General features: G+C 69.3%; 16 protein-coding genes and 4 pseudogenes. 18 read left to right on the forward strand and 2 right to left on the reverse strand.

Going from position 1 to position 17,173, the window contains the following annotated elements:
* Positions 1 to 24: 24 nt before the first annotated feature.
* Positions 25 to 417: a phage holin family protein gene (locus KIV56_RS11880; RefSeq protein ID WP_281533602.1), complete on the reverse strand. Its 393-nt coding sequence runs from the start codon at positions 415 to 417 to the stop codon at positions 25 to 27.
* A gap of 103 nt (positions 418 to 520) precedes the next feature.
* Between KIV56_RS11880 and KIV56_RS11885 the strand changes: the two genes are divergently transcribed.
* From KIV56_RS11885 to KIV56_RS11970, 18 genes and pseudogenes are all read left to right on the forward strand, one after another.
* Positions 521 to 1,624: a histidinol-phosphate transaminase gene (locus tag KIV56_RS11885; protein WP_281533603.1), complete on the forward strand. Its 1,104-nt coding sequence runs from the start codon at positions 521 to 523 to the stop codon at positions 1,622 to 1,624.
* A 4-nt stretch (positions 1,625 to 1,628) separates the two neighbouring features.
* Positions 1,629 to 2,756 carry a pyruvate dehydrogenase (acetyl-transferring) E1 component subunit alpha gene (gene pdhA, locus KIV56_RS11890; RefSeq protein ID WP_281533604.1) on the forward strand — a complete coding sequence of 376 codons (1,128 nt, stop codon included), beginning with the start codon at positions 1,629 to 1,631 and terminating at the stop codon, positions 2,754 to 2,756.
* Between the two features lie 98 nt (positions 2,757 to 2,854).
* A complete protein-coding gene (locus tag KIV56_RS11895; protein WP_281536139.1) occupies positions 2,855 to 3,814 on the forward strand; it encodes an alpha-ketoacid dehydrogenase subunit beta in 960 nt (319 codons plus the stop codon).
* 45 nt (positions 3,815 to 3,859) lie between these two features.
* Positions 3,860 to 5,269: a dihydrolipoamide acetyltransferase family protein gene (locus KIV56_RS11900; protein WP_281533605.1), complete on the forward strand. Its 1,410-nt coding sequence runs from the start codon at positions 3,860 to 3,862 to the stop codon at positions 5,267 to 5,269.
* Positions 5,270 to 5,387: 118 nt separating this feature from the next.
* Positions 5,388 to 6,146 (forward strand): VIT1/CCC1 transporter family protein, encoded by a 759-nt coding sequence (locus tag KIV56_RS11905; protein ID WP_281533606.1) that lies wholly within the window; start codon positions 5,388 to 5,390, stop codon positions 6,144 to 6,146.
* A gap of 151 nt (positions 6,147 to 6,297) precedes the next feature.
* On the forward strand, positions 6,298 to 7,332 hold the full coding sequence (locus KIV56_RS11910) for a metal ABC transporter substrate-binding protein (protein WP_281533607.1): 1,035 nt from the start codon (positions 6,298 to 6,300) through the stop codon (positions 7,330 to 7,332).
* A 4-nt stretch (positions 7,333 to 7,336) separates the two neighbouring features.
* Complete coding sequence (locus tag KIV56_RS11915) at positions 7,337 to 8,128, forward strand: metal ABC transporter ATP-binding protein (RefSeq protein ID WP_281533608.1); 792 nt, start codon at positions 7,337 to 7,339, stop codon at positions 8,126 to 8,128.
* A complete protein-coding gene (locus tag KIV56_RS11920; protein WP_281533609.1) occupies positions 8,129 to 9,010 on the forward strand; it encodes a metal ABC transporter permease in 882 nt (293 codons plus the stop codon).
* Positions 9,010 to 9,765 (forward strand): annotated as a pseudogene (locus KIV56_RS11925) (metal ABC transporter permease); the annotation flags it as partial. The gene KIV56_RS11920 and the pseudogene KIV56_RS11925, both read left to right, overlap by 1 nt.
* Positions 9,766 to 9,894: 129 nt before the next feature.
* Positions 9,895 to 10,305 (forward strand): Fur family transcriptional regulator, encoded by a 411-nt coding sequence (locus tag KIV56_RS11930; RefSeq protein ID WP_281536140.1) that lies wholly within the window; start codon positions 9,895 to 9,897, stop codon positions 10,303 to 10,305.
* A gap of 175 nt (positions 10,306 to 10,480) precedes the next feature.
* Positions 10,481 to 10,717: a 50S ribosomal protein L28 gene (rpmB, locus tag KIV56_RS11935; RefSeq protein WP_134448494.1), complete on the forward strand. Its 237-nt coding sequence runs from the start codon at positions 10,481 to 10,483 to the stop codon at positions 10,715 to 10,717.
* Positions 10,717 to 10,884 (forward strand): 50S ribosomal protein L33, encoded by a 168-nt coding sequence (gene rpmG, locus KIV56_RS11940; RefSeq protein WP_092322741.1) that lies wholly within the window; start codon positions 10,717 to 10,719, stop codon positions 10,882 to 10,884. Before rpmB ends, rpmG begins: the two co-directional genes overlap by 1 nt.
* Before the next feature lie 3 nt (positions 10,885 to 10,887).
* Positions 10,888 to 11,194: pseudogene (gene rpsN, locus KIV56_RS11945) on the forward strand (30S ribosomal protein S14).
* 332 nt (positions 11,195 to 11,526) lie between these two features.
* Complete coding sequence (locus tag KIV56_RS11950) at positions 11,527 to 11,814, forward strand: HU family DNA-binding protein (RefSeq protein WP_134534790.1); 288 nt, start codon at positions 11,527 to 11,529, stop codon at positions 11,812 to 11,814.
* Positions 11,815 to 11,941: 127 nt separating this feature from the next.
* Positions 11,942 to 13,935, forward strand: a pseudogene (locus KIV56_RS11955) (cytochrome c oxidase assembly protein); the annotation flags it as partial.
* A 573-nt stretch (positions 13,936 to 14,508) separates the two neighbouring features.
* A complete protein-coding gene (locus KIV56_RS11960) occupies positions 14,509 to 14,664 on the forward strand; it encodes a hypothetical protein (protein WP_281536256.1) in 156 nt (51 codons plus the stop codon).
* A gap of 27 nt (positions 14,665 to 14,691) precedes the next feature.
* Entirely contained in the window at positions 14,692 to 14,913 is a 222-nt protein-coding gene (locus tag KIV56_RS11965; protein WP_281536257.1) for a hypothetical protein, read from the forward strand.
* 295 nt (positions 14,914 to 15,208) lie between these two features.
* Positions 15,209 to 16,502 (forward strand): annotated as a pseudogene (locus KIV56_RS11970) (ATP-dependent DNA helicase).
* Positions 16,503 to 16,557: 55 nt separating this feature from the next.
* Here KIV56_RS11970 and KIV56_RS11975 read toward each other — a convergent pair.
* Positions 16,558 to 17,139 (reverse strand): hypothetical protein, encoded by a 582-nt coding sequence (locus KIV56_RS11975; RefSeq protein ID WP_281533610.1) that lies wholly within the window; start codon positions 17,137 to 17,139, stop codon positions 16,558 to 16,560.
* Between the last annotated feature and the right edge of the window lie 34 nt (positions 17,140 to 17,173).

Genomic DNA, 17,173 nt, shown 5'->3' on the forward strand with positions numbered 1-17,173 from the left:
CCGGGCGGCGGAAGACCTGGCCGGCTACTGGCGGCCGGTGGCCGGACGCGCGAGCACGCCGAGCAGCCAGCTGATGATGCCGAGCACGAGCGCCCCGAGCACCCCGGTCCAGAACCCGTCGACCTGCAGTCCGAAACCCAGGCCGTCGGAGATCAGGGCAACGAGCAACAGGAGGAGTCCGTTGACGATGAGCGCGAGGAGGCCGAGGGTCAGCACGTAGAGCGGGAAGGCGATGACGCGCACAAAGCCGCCGATCACGCCGTTGACCAGACCGAAGATGAGGGCGATGAGCAGATAGGTCACGACGATGGCGCCGGTGTCCGGGGCATAGGGTTCGACGCTCACTCCCGACACGAGGAGGGTGGTGAGCCACAGGGCGACGGCATTGAGGATCAGCTTGATCAGGAATCGGGCCACGCGACCACTATGGCACCTGACCGGGCGCTGCGCACTCGAGGCACGGCCGGTTTCCGCGTGGCTCATGCGGCCCCGCGAATACGCCCCGGCGTAGAATCGCCGAGTGAGCCCCACAGACCAGTCAGCGGTGCGACTGCGCCCCGAAATCATCGCCCTCCCGGCCTACAGGCAGGGAAAGGCGGCAGCCGCGAGTGCCTTCAAGCTCTCGAGCAACGAGAACCCATTCGGGCCGCTGCCCGGCGTGATCGCCGCTGTCGGCGCCGAGACCGCTTACAATCGCTATCCGGATGCCTCGGCGTCCGAGCTGCGGGAACGCCTCGCCGCCCGCTACGGACGTTCGGCCGACGAGGTGCACGTGGGCAGCGGCTCCGTCGCCCTGCTCTCCCAGCTCATCCTCGCCGCCGCGGGCCCGGGAGACGAGGTCGTCTACTCCTGGCGCTCCTTCGAGGCATACCCGAGTCTCGTCACCGTCGCCGGCGCGACGAGCGTGCAGGTGCCCAATCGACCGGATCACGGCCACGACCTCGCCGCGATGGCCGCCGCGATCACCGACAGAACCCGCGTGCTGATCGTCTGCAGCCCGAACAACCCCACCGGCACGATCGTGCGCGCTGCGGAGTTCGAGGCATTCATGGATGCCATCCCCTCGACGCTGCTCGTCATCCTCGACGAGGCGTACGCCGAGTTCGTGACCGACCCCGACGCGGTCAGGGGCGTCTCCCTGCTGGGCCGCTACCCGAACCTCGTCGTGCTGCGCACCTTCTCCAAGGCCTACGGCCTCGCCGGGCTCCGCGTCGGCTACGGCCTCGGGCCGGTCGCGATCCTCGACGCGGCCCGTGCGACGGCGATTCCGTTGTCGGTCACGGGTGTCGCCAGCGCTGCCGCGATCGCATCGCTCGATGTCGATGACGAGCTCATGGACCGGGTGCGCACCATCGGCATCCGTCGTGACACGATCTGGCGCGCGCTCACCGAGCAGGGCTGGAACACCCCCGCACCTCAGGGCAACTTCATCTGGCTGCCGACGGGCGCGGAAACCGGTGCCGCGGCGGCGGCGCTCGGTGCGGCCGGGCTCGTGGTGAGGCCGTTCCCCGAGGGCATCCGGATCTCGATCGGCGAGGAAGAATCTGTGGAAGAACTACTGCGAACCTGCGCGGACCTTGTACACAATCTACCAATGGGGCATTCGGCCCGGCGGCTAGGTTAGTACGATGGCAGCGCTCGAGAACGACTCACCCCTGGTCCAGGTGCTCTCCACGAGTGGCCTCGTCGAGCCGAGCGAGGCGGCGGCGGAGTTCATGCCGTACCTCGACCGCCTGACCGAAGACGACCTCCGCAGGTTCTACCGCGACATGGTCGTCGTCCGCCGCTTCGACAAGGAGGCGGCGAACCTGCAACGCCAGGGCCAGCTCGCCCTCTGGGTGCCGAGCCATGGCCAGGAGGCCGCCCAGGTCGGCAGTGCGTACGCCACCCGCCCACAGGACCACGTCTTCCCCTCCTACCGGGAGCACGTCGTCGGCATGATCCGCGGGCTCGACCTCGTCGACATCCTGCGGATGCTGCGCGGCGTCACCCTCGGCGGCTGGACCCCGGAGGAGCACGGCAACTTCCACCTGTACACCCTCGTGCTCGCCTCGCAGACCCTGCACGCGACCGGCTACGCGATGGGCATGCAGCTCGACGGCACGACCGCGACCGGCAACCCGGAGACCGACGAGGCGGTGATCGTCTACTACGGCGACGGAGCCTCCTCCCAGGGCGACGCGAACGAGGCCCTCGTCTTCGCGGCGAGCTACCAGACCCCGCAGGTCTTCTTCCTGCAGAACAACCACTGGGCAATCTCGGTCCCGGTCACCCGGCAGTCACGCACCCCGCTCTACCTCCGCGCGGGCGGCTTCGGCATGCCCGGCACCCAGGTCGACGGCAACGACGTGCTCGCAAGCTACGCCGTCACCGCCAAGCACCTCGACGACGCCCGCGCAGGCAAGGGCCCCGCCCTGATCGAGGCGATGACCTACCGGGTCGGCGCGCACACCACCGCAGACGACCCCACCAAGTACCGTGACCCGGAGGAACTCGCCGCCTGGGTCGCGAAGGACCCGATCGTCCGGTTCCGCGCCTACCTGCAGGGCCTCGGAGTCGAGCAGGACTTCCTCGACTCCGTCGACGAAGAGGCAGAGGACCACGCAGCGGATGTCCGCCGCCGGGCCCTCGAGATCCGGTCGCCCGAGCGCTCGGTCATCTTCGACAACGTCTACGCCGAACCCCACCCGCTGATCCAGGAGCAGAAGGCCTGGCTCGACCGATACGAAGCATCCTTCGAAGGAGGCGACGCGTGAGCGACACGATCGTGACCGAGACCCCGGTCCTGAAGTCGGCCGCACCGGCCGCTCCCGCCGCGGCATCCGCTGCGCCCGCCACCTCGGCGAACCTCCCGATGGCGAAGGCCCTGAACGCCGGCCTCCGCCAGGCGATGCTCGACAACCCGAAGGTCCTGATGATGGGCGAGGACATCGGGCCGCTCGGCGGCGTGTTCCGCGTCACCGAGGGCCTGCACGCCGAATTCGGCGACAAGCGCGTGCTCGACACCCCGCTCGCCGAGTCCGGCATCGTAGGCACCGCGATCGGCCTCGCCCTCCGCGGCTACCGTCCGGTCTGCGAGATCCAGTTCGACGGCTTCGTCTTCCCCGGCTTCGACCAGATCACCAGCCAGCTCTCCCGGATGCGCAACCGGCACGAGGGCCAGGTCACGATGCCCGTCGTGATCCGGATTCCATACGGCGGACACATCGGATCGATCGAGCACCACCAGGAGAGCCCGGAGGCGTACTTCGCGCACACCCCCGGATTGCGCGTGGTCAGCCCGTCGAACCCGCATGACGCCTATTGGATGATGCAGGAGGCGATCGCCTCAGACGATCCGATCATCTTCTTCGAGCCGAAGAGCCGCTACTGGCCCAAGGGCGAGGTGCGTTTCGGCGCGAGCGGGATTCCCCTGCACGCGAGCCGGGTCGTCCGCGCCGGCACCGACGTCACGATCGTCGGGCACGGCGCCATGGTCACGGTGCTTGTGCAGGCCGCTGAACTCGCCGCGGTCGAAGGCATCAGCATCGAGGTCGTCGACCTGCGCTCGATCTCGCCGATCGACTACGGTCCCATCCTCACCTCCGTGGAGAAGACCGGCCACCTGGTCGTCGCCCAGGAGGCATACGGCTTTGTGAGCGTCGGCTCCGAGATCGCCGCGACCGTGACGGAGCGATCGTTCTATCACCTCGAGGCTCCCGTGCTGCGCGTCTCCGGCTTCGACACCCCCTTCCCGCCCGCCGCGGTCGAGACCCACTTCCTGCCGTCCCCCGACCGTGTCCTCGAAGCGGTCGATCGTTCCCTCGCGTACTGACATGCACCGCCCCGCACCTCGCATGACCCACAGCAAGGAACCCAGATGAGCGTCCTGAATTTCACCCTTCCCGATGTCGGTGAGGGCCTCACCGAGGCTGAAATCGTCGAGTGGCGGGTCGCCCCCGGCGACACCGTGTCGATCAACCAGGTGCTCGTCGAGATCGAGACGGCCAAGTCGCTCGTCGAACTGCCGTCCCCGTTCGTCGGTGTCGTCGGCGCCATCCTCGTCGAGGTCGGAACGACCGTGGACGTCGGAACGGTCATCATCACCATCGTCCCGGCCGGGGAGCCCGCCCCCGTTGGTTCGGCTCCGGCCGCTGCCCCCGCTGCCGTGGCGGCGGATGCCGAAGCAGGGCAGGTCCCCGCCGCGAGCGTCACCGAGCTGGCCGGCGCGGCCCTCGACACCGGGTCGACCATCACCGCTGAGGAACCGAAGGTGCTCGTGGGCCGGGGAGCCGCCCCGAGCGTGCCGACCCGTCGTCGGCGCGGGTCCGACGGCGCCGCGCCGCACGCCTCGATCGCTCCTCCCGCGATCGAAACGCCCCGGCCGCCTGCCGCAGCCCAGGCCCGGGCGCCGCGCGCGGCATCCGCCGGGCCGGTCATCGCCAAGCCGCCGATCCGCAAGCTCGCGAAGGATCTCGGGGTCGACCTCGCCCTCGTCGAAGCGACCGGGCCGGTCGGCGACGTCACCCGCGAGGACGTGCTGCGCGGGGCGACCCAGGCGAGCGTGTTCCGCAACATCCAGACACCGGAATGGCCGAGTGACCGCGAGGAGCACATCCCGGTCAAGGGCGTGCGCAAGGCGATCGCGCAGGCCATGGTCGGCAGCGCCTTCACCGCGCCGCACGTCAGCCTGTTCGTCGACGTCGACGCCACGCGCACGATGGAGTTCGTCAAGCGCCTCAAGGCCTCGACCGACTTCGCCGGGGTGCGCGTCTCACCGATGCTGATCATGGCGAAGGCGATGATCTGGGCGGTGCGCCGCAACCCCACCGTCAACTCGGTCTTCACGGACCAGGAGATCATCATCAAGCATTACGTGAACCTCGGCATCGCCGCGGCCACCCCGCGCGGGCTGATCGTGCCGAACGTCAAAGAGGCCCAGGACATGAGCCTGCTCGAGCTCGCCCGCGCCCTCGAGACGCTCACCCTGACCGCCCGTGACGGCAAGACCACCCCGGCAGACCAGGCAGGGGGCACGATCACGATCACCAATATCGGCGTCTTCGGCATGGACACCGGCACCCCGATCCTGAACTCGGGCGAAGCCGGGATCGTCGCCCTCGGCACGATCAAGCCCAAGCCCTGGGTCGTCGACGGCGAGGTGCGGGTGCGCCAGGTCACGACCATCGGCGCGAGCTTCGACCACCGGGTCGTCGACGGTGACGTGGCGAGCCGCTTCCTTGCGGATGTCGCGAGCATCATCGAGGAACCGGCCCTCCTCCTCGAATAGCGCGTCCCGAACAGCGCACAAACTTTGGGAAGCCTTACCTCACCAGCCCTTTAACGCGCTGGTGAGGTAAGGCTTTCCACGCTGGCGGGCGCGGATTCCCTGTGGTCTGATGTTCTTCATGACCTCCATCGCCCCCGCCAGAATCGCCCCCGTCGTCCCAGCGGTCGAGGCAGCAGCCGACGACCAGAAGCGCAGCGAGAGCCACGCCGGCCGCCTGAACTGGCTCCGCGCCGGGGTGCTCGGCGCCAACGACGGCATCGTCTCCGTCGCTGCCCTCGTCGTCGGCGTCGCCGGCGCGAGCGGCTCGACAGCAGTCATCGCCGCAGCGGGCACCGCCGGCCTCGTCGGCGGCGCGATCTCGATGGCCCTCGGCGAATACGTCTCCGTCAGCAGCCAGAGCGACAGCCAGCGCACCCTGATCGCGCGCGAGAAGCGCGAACTGAGCGTCGACCCGGAGGGCGAACTCGAGGAACTCGCGCAACTCTACGAAAAGCAGGGCCTCGCGCCCGCGACGGCCCGGCAGGTCGCCGTGGAGTTCACGGCGATCGACCCGGTGCGCGCCCACCTGCTCGCCGAGCACAGCATCACCGAGGACGATGTCGTAAGCGCCTGGCACGCCGCCTGGGTCTCGGCCGCGGCGTTCACGCTCGGGGCCCTGCTCCCGTTCCTGGCCATCCTGCTCCTGCCCGCCAGCGTCCGCATCCCGATCACCTTCGGCGCGGTGCTCGTCGCCCTGGCCGCGCTCGGCGCGACCGGCGCCCACCTCGGCGGCAGCCCCAAGCTCCGCGCCATCATCCGCGTCGTGCTCGGCGGCGCCGCAGCACTCGTCGTGACCTTCCTGATCGGGTCGCTCCTCGGTACCTCCGGCATCGTCTAGCCGCCGCACCGCGGAACAACTGTTGCCGGTGCGGACAACTGTGGCTCGTACGCGGGCAACAGTTGTCCGCACCGGAAACTGGCGGCCGCAGTCAGCGCCGCTGCGACCTAATGGTTTTGACAATCATTATCAATAGGGATACCGTCACTGTGTGACCGCTTCCCGATTCGTCCTCCCCGCGCTCCTGGCCGCGGCCGCGCTCGCCCTCAGCGGATGCTCGGCCTCGAATGCCGGGTCAGCGGGCGGTTTCGGGGGCTCCGCGGGCGATCTCAAGGTCGTCGCGACGACGACCCAGGTCGCCGACCTCACCCGGAACATCATCGGCGACACCCCTGGTGTCACGATCACCCAGCTGATCCAGCCGAACCAGAGTGCACACAGCTACGACCCTTCCGCGGCCGACCTGACGGCCCTCGGCCGTGCCGATGTGCTCGTGATCAACGGCGTCGGCCTCGAGGAATGGCTCACCGACGCGATCGACGCTTCGGGCTTCCACGGAGTGACGATCGACTCCGACGCCGGAATCACGATCGCAGCGGATGCGGCGGGCAACGATTCAGCGGCCGGCGACGCATCCACGGATGCCGCACACGACCACGCTGGCGGCAACCCGCATATCTGGACCGACGTCGCCAACGCGGAGGCCATGATCCGGACCATCGCCGCAGGCCTCGCGACCGCGAGCACAGCAGACACCGGACGCGCCGCCGCTCTCGCGGCCAACGCCGCGGCGTACGACACCCGGCTCACCGCACTCGACAGCTGGATCCGCGCGAACATCGACCCCGTCCCCGTCGCGGAACGGCTCCTCGTCAGCAACCACGATGCCTTCGGCTATTTCACGACCGCGTACGGAATCACCTACGTCGGCAGCGTGATCCCCAGCTTCGACGACAACGCCGAACCGAGCGCGAGCGACATCGACCAGCTCGTCACGAAGATCAGGGCCACCGGCGTCAAGGCCGTCTTCTCCGAGGCGTCGATCAGCCCCAAGGCCGCGGACACGATCGCCCGGCAGGCCGGGGTGACCGTCTACTCCGGCGAGAACGCCCTCTACGGCGACTCCCTCGGCCCGGCGGGCAGCGACGGCGCCACCTACATCGCCTCCCAGGTCCACAATGTGCGCCTGATCCTCGAGTCCTGGGGTGTCACCCCCACCGCCGTCCCGGCAGACCTGCGAGAGTGAAGACGTGAACGAGAACGATTCTCAACCGAGGAGCACCGCGCCGCTCGCCCTCCACGTGGCCGGGGCATCCTTCGCATACGCCCAGACGCCCGCGCTCGAAGACGTCACCTTCGACCTGCGCGCGGGCGAGGCCGTCGCCCTGATCGGGCCGAACGGCTCGGGAAAGTCGACCCTGCTCAAGGGTGTGCTCGGCCTGATCCATCGAACGAAAGGCACCGTCGAGGTGCTCGGTGAATCCCCGGCCCCCGCAGGCGCGGTCGGGTACGTGCCCCAGGCCGACGAGCTCGACCCGGAATTCCCGGTCACCCTCGAGCAGGTGGTGATGATGGGACGGTACCGTTCCCTCGGCTGGCTGCGCCTGCCCGGCAAACGCGACCGCGCGCACGTCGCCGCGGCCCTCGAGGCCGTCGGACTCGCCGAACGCGCCAGGACCCGGTTCGGCGAACTCTCCGGGGGTCAGCAGCAGCGCGGACTTCTCGCCCGCGCCCTCGCATCCGGGCCCCGCCTGCTCCTGCTCGACGAACCGTTCAACGGCCTCGACCAGGAGAACCGCAACGCGCTCGTCGACACCGTGAAGCGGCTCAAGGCCGACGGCGTTGCCGTGCTCGTCTCGACGCACGACCTCGAACTCGCCCGCGACGTCTGCGAATCGGTCCTCCTCCTCAACGGCGGACAGGTCGCGTTCGGCCCCCTCGACGAGGTGCTCAGCCTTGAGAACGTCCAGCGCACCTTCCGCTCCGTCGGGGTCGAACTCGACGAGCACACGGTCGTCGTGCCCGGCCACACGGGGCACTGAGTGGATGCCTGGGGCGCGCTCCTCGACGCATACTCCCTGCCGTTCATGGCCCGCGCCCTCATGGTGCTGCTCGTGCTCAGCCTGGTCGCGGGCATCGTCGGCGTGCTCGTCAACCTGCGCGGGCTCGAATTCATCAGCGACGGACTCACCCACGCGGTGTTCCCGGGCATCGCGATCGGCTTCGTCTGGGGCGGCCGCGAGGGCCTCTTCGCGGGGGCCATCGTCGCGGCCGTGCTCACCGCCGTGGTGCTCGCCGTGCTGATGCGCCGCGCGGTTCCGGTCGACGCCGCGATCGCGATCGTGTTCACGGCCATGTTCAGCATCGGCGTGATCGTCGTCTCCCGGGAGACCAACTACGTCGGCCAGCTCGAACAACTCCTGTTCGGGCGGCTGCTCACGATCAGCGTGGTCGAGGTCGTCCAGACGGTCGTGATCTGCGCGATCGCCCTCCTCCTCGTGGCCGTCACGCTCAAGGAGCAACTCTTCCGCGCCTTCGACCGCACCGGGTCCTCCGCCGTCGGCTACCGGCCCTTCGTGCTCGACCTCGTGCTCAACGTGGCGATCGCCCTCGTCGTCGTCGCCGCGTCGAGCGCCGTCGGAACCCTGCTCGTGCTCGCGGTGCTGATCGTTCCCGGCGCGGTCGCACGGCTCGTGACCGTGCGCCTCTGGCTGTTGTTCCCGGTCGCGGCGGTGTTCGCCGCCGTCGCGGCGTGGCTCGGACTTTCCCTCGGCTATCTGGCCTCCGTGGGGGCCGGCGTCAACCTGCCGAGCGGCGCGACCGTTGTGCTCGTGCTCGTCTCCGGTTATGCGCTCGCGCTCGTCGGCCGGCTCCTGCTCGACCGGGTGCGCGCGCTGCGGCCCCTTCCCGCGGCGGTGCGCTGATGGACTACTTCAGCACCGCGCTCCTCGCCGCCGCCGTGATCGGCGCGCTCTGCGGCCTCGTCGGCTCCCTCGTGGTGCTCCGCAGGCGCACCTTCTTCGCCCAGGCGCTCACCCACGCGACCTTCCCCGGAGCGGTCGGCGCCGCGATGCTCGGGCTGAGCATCCCGCTCGGGGCCTTCGTCGCAAGCATCGCCATCGTCGGCATCATGACCCTGATCGGCCGGGTGCGCCGCCAGGGCAGCCAGGTGGCCTCGGGCATCGTCCTCACGGCGGGCTTCGCGCTCGGGGTGCTCCTGCAGGCGCTCAACCCGTCCCTGCCCGTGCACGTCGATTCGTTCCTCGTCGGATCCATCCTGACCACGACCGGCTCCGACATCGGGCTCGCCGCCGGCGTGCTCGGGCTCGCCGTGCTGGCCGTCGTCTTCTTCGGCAAGGAACTCCTGCTCTCCACCTTCGACCCGAACGGCTACCGCGCGGCCGGCTACCGGGAATGGCCCGTGGAACTGCTCACCCTGGGCCTCATCACCGCGACCGTCGTCACGGCGATGCCCGCCGTCGGCGCGATCCTCGCGATCGCCCTGATCGCCGCTCCCGCGGCCGCCGCGCGCCTGCTCGCCCGCACCGTCGGCCAGATCCTCATCGCGGCACCCGTCCTCGGGGCGACCGCCGGGATCAGCGGGGTACTGCTCTCCCGCGCCCTCGACGTCGCCGCCGGGCCGGCGATCGCGCTCACCGCGGCAGCCTTCTTCCTGCTGGCACTCGCGGTGCGTCAGGCTCCGCTCCCGGGCCGGCAGCCCCCGGACCAGTGGTTTCCTGACCCGCGCCCAGACCGCCCGGCCGGCCACCGGTCGTGCCGGAACCCGGGCCAGCCTAGGGTGGAAGTCATGAAGCGCAACACCTGGCAGCGCGAGGCCGTGCGCACGGCCCTCAGCGACACGGTCGGATTCGTCAGCGTGCAGGGCCTGCACAGCCGCCTGCACGCCACCGGCTCCCCGATCGGACTCGCGACGGTCTACCGCGCCCTCGCCGACCTTGCCGGGGAAGGCGAGGCAGACTGCCTGCAGTCGCCCGACGGCGAAAGCCTCTACCGGGCCTGCAGCACGACCGACCACCACCATCACCTGATCTGCCGGCACTGCGGACTCACCGTCGAAATCGAAGCGGATGCCGTCGAAACCTGGGCGAAGAACGTCGCCGCCGAGCACGGCTTCACCCAGGCCGCCCACGTCGTCGACGTATTCGGCCTCTGCGCGGCGTGCACCGCGGCATCCGCCGCCACCACCGCCATCGCCTGAGCCGAGTTGCGCGGACACCCGCCGACCCGTAGAGTTGGCGGTTGCTGCGCATATCTTTGCGTGCACTGCCGGAATACATCGGCTTCGCTTCCTGAACCAGTGAAGTGGAACTGCTGTGCCCGGCCGACAAGAGATCTTGGGAAGGGCATTCGCCCTTCGGTATTGGAGGAGAACCATGGCAGCAACCTGCCAGGTGACCGGAGCCGTTCCCGGCTTTGGACACAACGTTTCGCACTCGCACCGACGCACCAAGCGTCGTTTCGACCCGAACGTACAGACCAAAAAGTACTACGTGCCTTCGTTGCGCCGTAACGTCACCCTGACCCTCTCGGTCAAGGGAATCAAGGTTATCGATGCTCGTGGCATTGAGTCGGTCGTCAAGGACCTGCTCGCCCGTGGGGAGAAAATCTAATGGCCAAGCAGCATGACGTCCGCCCGATCATCAAGCTCCGTTCGACGGCTGGCACCGGTTACACGTATGTGACCCGCAAGAACCGTCGTAACGACCCCGACCGTCTCGTACTCAAGAAGTACGACCCCGTAGTGCGCAAGCACGTTGACTTCCGAGAGGAGCGCTAACACATGGCCAAGAAGAGCAAGATCGCCCGTAACGAACAGCGCAAGATCGTTGTTGCCCGTTACGCCGTCAAGCGCCTGGAGCCTGAAGAAGGCCCTCGTCGACGAGTCCGGTACGGACGAGTCGCGCGAGGCAGCCCGCCTCGGCCTCCAGAAGCTTCCCCGCAACGCTTCGCCGGTGCGCGTGCGCAACCGCGACGCCGTCGACGGTCGCCCCCGTGGCCACCTCTCCAAGTTCGGCATCTCGCGCGTGCGTTTCCGCGACATGGCGCACCGCGGCGAGCTGCCCGGCATCACCAAGTCCAGCTGGTAACACCCGCTGAATCGCTCCGCTGAACTCCGGTTCCGCGAATGAGGGGATGTCGACTCCGGTCGACATCCCCTTTTGCGTACCCGGGCGGATGCGCCGGCGAGGCATCCCGGATTCCGTTCCGACTCCGCCCGGATTCCGCGCACAGCGGAAATGGGCATCCAGGAGGGGCAAAAAGCACCCCAAGATGCCGAAAAAGCCGGAAATACGCGGAAGTTCCCGGAACTCTGTTAGATTCAACGCGGTCCAACCGACCAACGGAGGCGTCTTCTGGCGTCGCCCGCATCACCCGCATACCTGTTTTTTTACAGATGAAGGTCCGAGGAGGACACTCAATGGCTGACAAGTCGCTGAACAAGACCGAGCTCGTTGCCAAGGTTGCCGCAGACTCTGGCCAGAGCCAGGTCGCCGTCGACAGCGTGCTCAACGCATTCTTTGCCGCGCTCGCCGAAACCGTCGCCAACGACGGCAAGGTCACCATCCCGGGCTGGCTCGGCGTCGAGCGCACCGCCACCGCGGCGCGCACCGGCCGCAACCCGCAGACGGGCGAGGAAATCGCCATCGCCGCCGGTCACCGCGTCAAGCTGACCGCCGGCAGCAAGCTGAAGGCCGCCGCCAAGTAGCATTCGCACCAGATTCACCAGATTCACCCCGAGGAGGGCGTCGGCTTCGGCCGGCGCCCTCCTCTGTGTGTCGGCCGGCGGCATCGGCTCGCGGGCTGCCCACCGGCGGGCCGGTTAAGCTGGAGCGGTGCCTCGTTTCGTGCGGATTTCCGGTCCTGCAGCCCTCCTCCTGGTGGCCGTGCTCTCGACCCTGCTCGCCCTCGCCTACGGCGGCGGCGCTGCCGCGCAACTGCTCGCCGACCCGGGGCCGCTCGTGCGCTGGGGACTCCCGGTCGCCAAGCTCCTGGTCAACCTCGGTGCGGCAGGGACGATCGGCGCCCTCGTGCTCGCCTGCTTCGCGCTCAGCCCCCGCGAGAGCGCATACGGCACCTCGCTCGACTTCGCGGCCGGGGCCGCAGCCCTCTTCACCGCCGCATCGGCGCTCACCGGGTTCCTGACCTTCCTGCAGGTGACGGATGTCCCGCTCGCCTTCGACGACCGCTTCAGTGCGACGGCCGGCCAGTTCTTCAGCGACATCGAACTCGGCCAGGCCTGGCTCGCGACCACACTCATCGCCGCGGGTGTCACGGTGCTGTGCTTCGCCGTGCGCAGCCAGACCGGGCTCGTCTTCGTCACGGCGCTCGCGGTCGGCGCCCTGGTTCCGATGGCGCTCCAGGGCCACGCGGCGGGCAGCGCGGGCCACGACGTCGCGATCACCGCACTCGGGCTGCACCTCGTGTTCGCGGCGATCTGGCTCGGTGGGCTCCTGACGATCATCGTGCTCCACCGGCAGGCTCGACGGCACCCGCATCAACGCCGTCATCGGTCGGTATTCAACGCTCGCCCTGGTGAGTTTCATCGTCGTCGCGGCCTCCGGCTACGTCAGCGCCGAGCCTGCGCATCGGCAGCATCGACCGGCTCCTGACCCCGTACGGCATCCTCGTGCTCGTGAAGGTCGTGGCCCTCATCACGCTCGGCGGCTTCGGCGTGCTGCAGCGCAGGTTCCTCGTCGAGCGGATGCACCGGGCCACGCTCGCGGGACCGGGCGCCGCCGGTCGCAGCGCGGGCACCTGGTTCTGGTGGCTCGTGGTCGCCGAGCTCGCGTTCATGGGACTCGCCTCTGGCGTCGCGGCGGCACTCGCCCGCACCGCGACCCCGGTCGCCCAGGTCGTCGCGACCCAGGTCGCCACCTCGACCCCCGCGCAGATCCTCACCGGCGAGCTCCTGCCGCCCGAGCTGACCTTCGCCCGCTACTTCACCGAATGGGACTTCGACCTGGCCTGGGTGCTGTTCTGCGCGTTCGGGATCTTCTTCTACCTGGCCGGGGTGTACCGGCTGCACAAGCGCGGCGACGCCTGGCCGCTCTACCGGACCGTGTCCTGGGTCGTCGGGATGCTCATCCTCTTCTACATCACCAACGGCGGCGCCAACCTGTACGCGAAGTACCTGTTCTCCTCGCACATGCTGATGCACATGGCGCTGACCATGCTCGTGCCGGTGTTCCTCGTGCCCGGGGCCCCGATCACCCTCGCCGCCCGGGCCATCCACAAGCGCACCGACGAGAGCCGCGGAGCCCGCGAATGGATCCTCCTCGCGGTGCACTCCCGCTACGCCGGCGTCCTGACCAACCCGATCGTCGCCGCCGTGCTGTGGGCCGGGTCGCTCTGGGTGTTCTACTACTCGAACCTGTTCAGCTGGGCGACGACCGACCACATCGGGCACGAGTGGATGGTCGTGCACTTCCTGATCACCGGGTACCTGTTCGTGCAGTCCCTGATCGGCATCGACCCGGTGCCGTACCGGCTGCCGTACGCCTTCCGGCTGCTGCTCCTCCTCGGAACGATGGCGTTCCACGCCTTCTTCGGGGTCGCCCTGATGACCGGGACGGGCCTCCTCCTCGCCGACTGGTACGGCGCGATGGGCCGCACCTGGGGGGTCAGCGCGATCGCCGACCAGCAGCTGGGCGGCGGTATCGCCTGGAGCGTCGGCGAGATCCCGACGATCGCGCTCGCGATCGCCGTTGCGATCCAGTGGTCCCGCAGCGACGAGAAGGAAACCCGGCGCAAGGACCGCAACGCAGACCGGACCGGCGAGGCCGAGCTCATCCGCTACAACGCCCAGCTCGAGGCGGCTCGCCTCGCGCGACACCCGGCAGCCCTAGTCCCGGGCGGAACGGGTCAGCGGAGCTGGATCGCGAGCGACCCGTCTGCCCCCACGACGACCTGGATCGCGACCGCGAACGGCACGTCCTCGTCCCGGGTGCTGAGGTCCCCGTCGAAGAGCGACTGCACGGCCACCTTGATGTGCGCCCGCCCGGCCGTCGACGGCATGTCGAAGGCAGTGTCCCCGGCGGCGAGCGTCACGGCGGGGTATTCGGCGATCGACCAGGTCGGCACCGACTTGACCCGGTCGTTGATTTCGATCCCGAACGGGCAGTCAGAGGGCTGCAACACCTTCTGCGTCGCGCAGGTGTCGAGGAAGCTGTTGAGCTCGGACTGGACCTGGCCGACGAAGGAGGCGTTCGGTTCGGCGTCGACCGAGACATCCGTCGCCCCGGACTGCGTCACGGGAACCGACTGCGGCGCCGCGCTCAGCAGGGCTGACTCGTGCGCGATCGTGTACCGGGCCGGGGCGAAGGCGAGGTAGGCGGCCTGGTTCGAGAAGGTCACAGGGGCGTCGGGGGCAGCGTGCGCGCGGGTGTCGAGGGTGAGGCCGTTGACCGAGAAGCTCGCCTCGTGCAGCACCGTGACCCCGAGCACCGCGAGCGGGCTGGTGTCGAAGCGCCAGGAGTCGAAGACGGCCGCGTACGTGCCGGCCCTCGCCACCCGGAATTCCATCGTCGCCGGCGCGCCGTCGAGGTCGAAGGCGTAGACGACGGTGTGCACCTCGGCGGCGCCGGTGCCCGCGGAACCCGGTGTCGCGGTGTCGCTCACGAGGCTGATCGCGGTGATCGAACTGAGCACGGATGCCCGCAGCAGGGTGTCGGGAAGATCCGTCGGCAGGCCTGCCGCCGTCTGCTCTGCCGCGGTCGGGGTCACCCCCGGCAGGCTCAGCGCGCTCGCGGTGTCGTGCCTGGCCAGAGCGTCGAGGTACTGGCGCACGAAACCGCCCGCGCTGTAGACCTCGCGGTTGAGCGAACCGATCGCCGCGAACAGCGCAGCGACGAGGAGGACGGCAACCACGACGACGGTGACGAGGGTTCGACCCCGTTCGCGCAGGGCCGTGCGGTCGCGGTTGCTCACGTGCACATTCTACGGGCGCGACTCTGAGGGTGCGGCCGGTGGGCGGTGGCGGGCGATCACGGGCGTGGGCGCGGGCCGTCAGTGACGTTGTCCACGAATGCCCGGCATCCACCCCGGCACCGGCCAGGGCGGATAAAGTGGAATGTTCCCATCATTCCTACTGAAAGCGACCCGTGTCCCCGATTTCGTTGTCGCGTGAGCAGGCCGAGGTCTACCAGGCCATCGAGAACACGCGCCAGAATGTCTTCGTGACCGGGCGCGCCGGCACCGGCAAGTCGACGCTGCTGAACCACCTGTCGTGGAACACCAGCAAGCAGATCGTGATCGCCGCCCCGACCGGTGTCGCGGCGCTCAACGTGGGCGGGCAGACGATCCATTCGCTCTTCCGGCTGCCGATCGGGGTCATCGCCGACCACGCGATCGACCAGAACGACCAGGTCAAGAAGCTGCTCAACACGATCGACACCGTCGTGATCGACGAGGTCTCGATGGTCAACGCCGACCTGATGGACGCGATCGACCGCAGCCTCCGCCAGGCCAGGCAGCGCCCGAACGACAGCTTCGGCGGCGTGCAGATCGTGCTGTTCGGCGACCCGTACCAGCTCGCGCCGGTGCCCGGCGATTCCGACGAGCGGGCGTACTTCACCGACACCTATCGGTCGATGTGGTTCTTCGACGCGAAGGTCTGGAAGGGCGCCGAGCCTGCGCATCTTCGAGCTGACCGAGGTGCACCGGCAGCGCGACGCCGACTTCCGGCACATGCTGAACGCCGTGCGGTACGGGCAGGTCACCGCGGAGATCGGCGGCGCGCTCAACGCGGCGGGCGCCCGCACGCCGCCGACGGAGGGCGTGATCACCCTCGCGACCCGCAACGACGCGGTCAACCGGATCAACGCGGCGGCGCTCAAGCGACTGCCGGGCAAGGCGCTCACCGCGAAGGCCGAGGTCACCGGCGATTTCGGCGGCCGCACGTATCCGGCGGACGCGGTGCTCGAGCTCAAGGTGGGCGCCCAGGTGATGTTCCTGCGGAACGACTCCCCGCTCGACGGCGGCCCGCGCTGGGTCAACGGCAGCATCGGCACGGTCACGAAGGTGAACTCGACCGTGTTCGTCGAGATCGACGGCACGACGCACGAGGTCGAGCCGGCCGTGTGGGAGAAGTACAAGTACAGCTACAACCAGGCGACGAAGAAGCTGAGCAGGGACGTCGTCGCCGAGTTCACCCAGTTCCCGCTGCGGCTGGCCTGGGCGGTCACCATCCACAAGTCCCAGGGCGCGACCTACGAACGGGCGATCGTCGACCTCGGCACCCGCGTCTTCAGCCCCGGCCAGACCTACGTGGCGCTCAGCCGGCTGACCAACCTCGACGGCCTGTACCTCACCCGGCCGCTGCGGCCGAGCGACATCATCGTCGACGAGGACGTCCAGCGCTTCATGGGCAGCCAGGGCGCGCTGCCCGCGGCCTGACCGGGCCGCCTCTCCTCGACAGCGGATGCCGCGGCCGGTCGCCGGGAACAGCCGGCTAGTGGTGGTGGCCGGCCGGGGCGTCGGGGGTCGGCGCGAGGGGAAGACCGTGCGAGCCGTGCGGGACGGCGTGCGCGCCGGCATCCGTCGCGGCCAGCGCCGGAGTGGTGAGCCCGGAGACGACGAGGGCCGCGAGTGTGAGGGCCGCGAGGAAGCGCCACCCGCCCGCCGTCTCACCCGCGGAGGCACGTGGAACTCCCTCTGTGGTGCTGGTGCTGGTGGTGCGGCGGGTGCGGCGCAGCACGAGTGCGAGGGAGCAGGCGAGAAAGAGGTCGAAGAGCGTGGCGGTGGCCATCGGCTGCAGCGGGAGTCCGGTCGCGGCCGCTGGCACACCGAGGCCGCTGCCGAGGGTCGCGACGGCACCCCAGATGAAAACGGGGATGAGGGCTCCGAAGAGCGCTGCCCCGGGGGCGAGTGCCCGCCCCCGGACCAGCGTTACGGCGCCCCAGCCGAGCTCGGCGGCACCGAGACCGACCAGGGTGATCATGAGGAGCACCGGGGCGCTCGCCCCCACGGCAAGGTGGATCGTGCCCGCGCCGATGGCGGAGAAGGCCAACCAAAGGCGGCTGATCGGGGTCATGATGCTCCTGTTCGTGGGGGTGTGGGCTGCGGTT

This window comes from Cryobacterium breve (assembly GCF_027594785.1).
GTDB classification, from domain to species: Bacteria; Actinomycetota; Actinomycetes; order Actinomycetales; family Microbacteriaceae; genus Cryobacterium; species Cryobacterium breve_A.